At 55.4% G+C, this 5,628-nt stretch carries 3 rRNA genes; all 3 read left to right on the plus strand.

Annotation, left to right across the window (positions count from 1 at the left end):
* Window positions 1-205: 205 nt before the first annotated feature.
* The 3 genes from ACFPZL_RS09230 to rrf all read left to right on the plus strand — a co-directional run bounded on the left by ACFPZL_RS09230 (window position 206) and on the right by rrf (window position 5,618).
* A 16S ribosomal RNA gene (locus ACFPZL_RS09230) occupies window positions 206-1,732 on the plus strand.
* A 465-nt stretch (window positions 1,733-2,197) separates the two neighbouring features.
* A 23S ribosomal RNA gene (locus tag ACFPZL_RS09235) occupies window positions 2,198-5,310 on the plus strand.
* A gap of 191 nt (window positions 5,311-5,501) precedes the next feature.
* Window positions 5,502-5,618: ribosomal RNA gene (gene rrf / locus ACFPZL_RS09240) — 5S ribosomal RNA — on the plus strand.
* Together the 16S, 23S and 5S rRNA genes form the textbook arrangement of a ribosomal RNA operon.
* Window positions 5,619-5,628 lie beyond the last annotated feature (10 nt).

The following is a 5,628-nucleotide window of genomic DNA, read 5'->3' on the forward strand; positions in this document are numbered from 1 at the left end:
TACGGGGGGTGTCTGGTCCTTGAGAACTCAATAGTGTGCACTTGATTGTCAAATGCCAATTTATTATCCCCGGCTACCACTCTTTGGGGTGGTGGTTGGAGATTCCTTTTTGGATAACGAGATCGTCAGTATTGATGGTTTCTGTTGTCAGGTCAAACTCGTGCCTGTGGGTGGCTTATTCCGCTGCCTTCGGGTGCATCAGTTTTTTACGGAGAGTTTGATCCTGGCTCAGGACGAACGCTGGCGGCGTGCTTAACACATGCAAGTCGAACGCTGAAGCCCGGGCTTGCCCGGGTGGATGAGTGGCGAACGGGTGAGTAACACGTGAGTAACCTGCCCCGAACTCTGGGATAAGCGCTGGAAACGGTGTCTAATACTGGATACGCGCACTGGTCGCATGGCCTGGTGCGGGAAAGATTTATCGGTTCGGGATGGACTCGCGGCCTATCAGCTTGATGGTGAGGTAATGGCTCACCATGGCGACGACGGGTAGCCGGCCTGAGAGGGTGACCGGCCACACTGGGACTGAGACACGGCCCAGACTCCTACGGGAGGCAGCAGTGGGGAATATTGCACAATGGGCGCAAGCCTGATGCAGCAACGCCGCGTGAGGGATGACGGCCTTCGGGTTGTAAACCTCTTTTAGTAGGGAAGAAGCGAAAGTGACGGTACCTGCAGAAAAAGCACCGGCTAACTACGTGCCAGCAGCCGCGGTAATACGTAGGGTGCAAGCGTTGTCCGGAATTATTGGGCGTAAAGAGCTCGTAGGCGGCTTGTCGCGTCTGCTGTGAAATCCCGGAGCTCAACTCCGGGCCTGCAGTGGGTACGGGCAGGCTAGAGTGCGGTAGGGGAGATTGGAATTCCTGGTGTAGCGGTGGAATGCGCAGATATCAGGAGGAACACCGATGGCGAAGGCAGATCTCTGGGCCGCTACTGACGCTGAGGAGCGAAAGCATGGGGAGCGAACAGGATTAGATACCCTGGTAGTCCATGCCGTAAACGTTGGGAACTAGATGTAGGGCCTGTTCCACGGGTTCTGTGTCGTAGCTAACGCATTAAGTTCCCCGCCTGGGGAGTACGGCCGCAAGGCTAAAACTCAAAGGAATTGACGGGGGCCCGCACAAGCGGCGGAGCATGCGGATTAATTCGATGCAACGCGAAGAACCTTACCAAGGCTTGACATATAGAAGAACGGGCGAGAGATCGTCAACTCTTTGGACACTTCTATACAGGTGGTGCATGGTTGTCGTCAGCTCGTGTCGTGAGATGTTCGGTTAAGTCCGGCAACGAGCGCAACCCTCGTCCTATGTTGCCAGCGGGTTATGCCGGGAACTCATGGGATACTGCCGTGGTCAACACGGAGGAAGGTGGGGATGACGTCAAATCATCATGCCCCTTATGTCTTGGGCTTCACGCATGCTACAATGGCCGGTACAAAGGGCTGCGATACCGTAAGGTGGAGCGAATCCCAAAAAGCCGGTCTCAGTTCGGATTGGGGTCTGCAACTCGACCCCATGAAGTCGGAGTCGCTAGTAATCGCAGATCAGCAACGCTGCGGTGAATACGTTCCCGGGCCTTGTACACACCGCCCGTCAAGTCATGAAAGTCGGTAACACCCGAAGCCGATGGCCTAACCCCTCGTGGGAGGGAGTCGTCGAAGGTGGGACTGGTGATTAGGACTAAGTCGTAACAAGGTAGCCGTACCGGAAGGTGCGGCTGGATCACCTCCTTTCTAAGGAGCACTCGGAACCCGTACGGGTTCCGCAGAATTGCCGGAACATCACCGAACGCGTGATGCCGGCAGCTCAAGGGTGGAACATTCGACAAGACAAGTCTTGTTTTCCTCGCCTGTGCTAGTACGCAGTGTGTCCCTCGTGGAGATGCTGTTGGAACGGATGGGCGTGGGGAGCGGGGCTTTACTAAGTGCACATTATTGGGTCCTGAAGGCCTAGACCTGGCCGGGGTTTTCCTGGTTGGTGAGGGTTCCTTCTGGCCTGCGCTCATGGAACGTGTTGTTCATGGGGGTGGGACTGGTCGTACGTTGAGAACTACACAGTGGACGCGAGCATCTGCAGCACTTGCTTGATGATGTCTGCTGGTCTTCGGGCCGGCGGGTGTTTGGTGGTGGGTGTTGCGGTCTACATATTCGCGCTCGTTTTTTGACGGGTGCGGGTGTGTGTCTTTTTACTTATGTGATTTTTAAGTTGCTAAGAGCAAACGGTGGATGCCTGGGCATCTGGAGCCGAAGAAGGACGTAGTAATCTGCGATAAGCCTCGGGGAGTTGATAAACGAGCCGTGATCCGAGGATGTCCGAATGGGGAAACCCCGCCAGGGCGCGTGCGTACCTGGTGACTCCCGCCTGAATATATAGGGCGGGTTGAGGGAACGTGGGGAAGTGAAACATCTCAGTACCCACAGGAAGAGAAAACAACATGTGATTCCGGGAGTAGTGGCGAGCGAAACCGGAAGAGGCTAAACCGTGTATGTGTGATACCCGGCAGGGGTTGCATACGCGGGGTCGTGGGACTTTTCTAGTTCATCTGCCGGTGGACTGACGTGAATGTTGTTGCTATAGGAGAACCGCTTGGAACGGCGGGCCGGAGTGGGTGAGAGCCCCGTATCCGAAATGGTGACACTGCGTGAGAAGTATCCCAAGTAGCACGGGGCCCGAGAAATCCCGTGTGAATCTGTCAGGACCACCTGATAAGCCTAAATACTCCCAGATGACCGATAGCGGACTAGTACCGTGAGGGAAAGGTGAAAAGTACCCCGGGAGGGGAGTGAAAGAGTACCTGAAACCGTTTGCTTACAATCCGTCAGAGCCAGCTTGTTCTGGTGATGGCGTGCCTTTTGAAGAATGAGCCTGCGAGTTAGCGGCATGTGGCGAGGTTAACCCGTGTGGGGAAGCCGTAGCGAAAGCGAGTCTGAATAGGGCGATTGAGTCGCGTGTCCTAGACCCGAAGCGAAGTGATCTATCCATGGCCAGGCTGAAGCGCGTGTAAGAGCGCGTGGAGGGCCGAACCCACTTAGGTTGAAAACTGAGGGGATGAGCTGTGGATAGGGGTGAAAGGCCAATCAAACTTCGTGATAGCTGGTTCTCTCCGAAATGCATTTAGGTGCAGCGTCGCGTGTTTCTTGCCGGAGGTAGAGCTACTGGATGGCCGATGGGCCCTACAAGGTTACTGACGTCAGCTAAACTCCGAATGCCGGTAAGTGAGAGCGTGGCAGTGAGACTGTGGGGGATAAGCTTCATAGTCGAGAGGGAAACAACCCAGATCGCCAACTAAGGTCCCTAAGCGTGTGCTAAGTGGTAAAGGATGTGGAGTTGCTGTGACAACCAGGAGGTTGGCTTAGAAGCAGCCACCCTTGAAAGAGTGCGTAATAGCTCACTGGTCAAGTGATTCCGCGCCGACAATGTAACGGGGCTCAAGCACACCACCGAAGTTGCGGCAATCAGCGTATAGGCAAGCCTTCGTGGTTCAGCCCGCTGGTTGGGTAGGAGAGCGTCGTGTGGCGAGTGAAGCGGCGGAGTGATCCAGTCGTGGACGCTACACGAGTGAGAATGCAGGCATGAGTAGCGAAAGACGGGTGAGAAACCCGTCCTCCGGAAGACCAAGGGTTCCAGGGTCAAGCTAATCTGCCCTGGGTAAGTCGGGACCTAAGGCGAGGCCGACAGGCGTAGTCGATGGACAACGGGTTGATATTCCCGTACCGGCGAAGAACCGTCAAACGCGAAGCCGCAAGTGCTAAGCAAGCGAAGCCCCTTTTCTGCCTTCGGGTGGGTTGGGGGTGGAGAGTGCGACCCCGGCGTGGTGGAGTGAGCGTATTAACAGGTGTGACGCAGGAAGGTAGCCTGTGCCGGGCGATGGTTGTCCCGGTGTAAACGTGTAGCCCGAACCTTAGTAATATTTTGGTTCTTTGGGTGAGACGTGATGCGGACCCGTATGGGGAAGCAGGTGATCCTATGCTGCCGAGAAAAGCATCGACGCGAGGTTTTAGCCGCCCGTACCCCAAACCGACTCAGGTGGTCAGGTAGAGAATACTCAGGAGATCGAGAGAATCATGGTGAAGGAACTCGGCAAAATGCCCCCGTAACTTCGGGAGAAGGGGGGCCATCCGCTTATACCGTCTTGCACGGGAAAGGGTGTGGTGGCCGCAGAGACCAGTGGGAAGCGACTGTTTACTAAAAACACAGGTCCGTGCGAACATGCAAATGGATGTATACGGACTGACGCCTGCCCGGTGCTGGAAGGTTAAGAGGAGAGGTCAACGACTTCGGTTGTGAAGCTTTGAATTTAAGCCCCAGTAAACGGCGGTGGTAACTATAACCATCCTAAGGTAGCGAAATTCCTTGTCGGGTAAGTTCCGACCTGCACGAATGGCGTAACGACTTCCCAGCTGTCTCCACCATGAACTCGGCGAAATTGCACTACGAGTAAAGATGCTCGTTACGCGCAGAAGGACGGAAAGACCCCGTGACCTTTACTACAGCTTGGTATTGGTGTTCGGTGTGGCTTGTGTAGGATAGGTGGGAGACTGTGAAGCTGGCACGCTAGTGTTGGTGGAGTCGTTGTTGAAATACCACTCTGGTCATACTGGATGTCTAACCATGGACCCTGATCGGGTTCTGGGACAGTGCCTGGTGGGTAGTTTAACTGGGGCGGTTGCCTCCCAAAATGTAACGGAGGCGCCCAAAGGTTCCCTCAACCTGGTTGGCAATCAGGTGGCGAGTGTAAGTGCACAAGGGAGCTTGACTGTGAGACTGACAGGTCGAGCAGGGACGAAAGTCGGGACTAGTGATCCGGCAGTGGCTTGTGGAAGCGCTGTCGCTCAACGGATAAAAGGTACCTCGGGGATAACAGGCTGATCTTGCCCAAGAGTCCATATCGACGGCATGGTTTGGCACCTCGATGTCGGCTCGTCGCATCCTGGGGCTGGAGTAGGTCCCAAGGGTTGGGCTGTTCGCCCATTAAAGCGGTACGCGAGCTGGGTTTAGAACGTCGTGAGACAGTTCGGTCCCTATCCTCTGCGCGCGTTGGAGATTTGAGAGGATCTGACCCTAGTACGAGAGGACCGGGTTGGACGGACCTCTGGTGTGCCAGTTGTTCTGCCAAGGGCATGGCTGGTTGGCTACGTTCGGGATGGATAACCGCTGAAAGCATCTAAGCGGGAAGCCGGCCTCGAGATGAGATCTCCGTGCACCTTCGGGTGCGTGAGGCTCCCAGGAGATTACTGGGTTGATAGGCCAGATATGGAAGCATCGTAAGGTGTGGAGTTGACTGGTACTAATAAGCCGATGACTTAACTAATCTTCACATCCCTGTTTGGGGTGTGGCGTGGGTGTTGAGACATGTTTTGGCCCTTGCACGGTTCCCGTGTGGGTGGTGTTCGCGTCTGCTTTGTGGTTCTTGACGTACGAACCAACAATCCCTCCCTGTGTGGGTTTCATTGACGGTGTTGATGGGGCTTTGGGGTGGGGTGGTTGATATGTCAATAGTGTTACGGTGGTTATAGCGTCAGGGAAACGCCCGGATCCTTTCCGAACCCGGAAGCTAAGGCTGACAGCGCCGATGGTACTGCACTCGGGAGGGTGTGGGAGAGTAGGACACCGCCGGACCTCTTCATGA

The organism is Leucobacter soli (genome assembly GCF_042659205.1).
Taxonomy (GTDB): Bacteria; Actinomycetota; Actinomycetes; order Actinomycetales; family Microbacteriaceae; genus Leucobacter; species Leucobacter soli.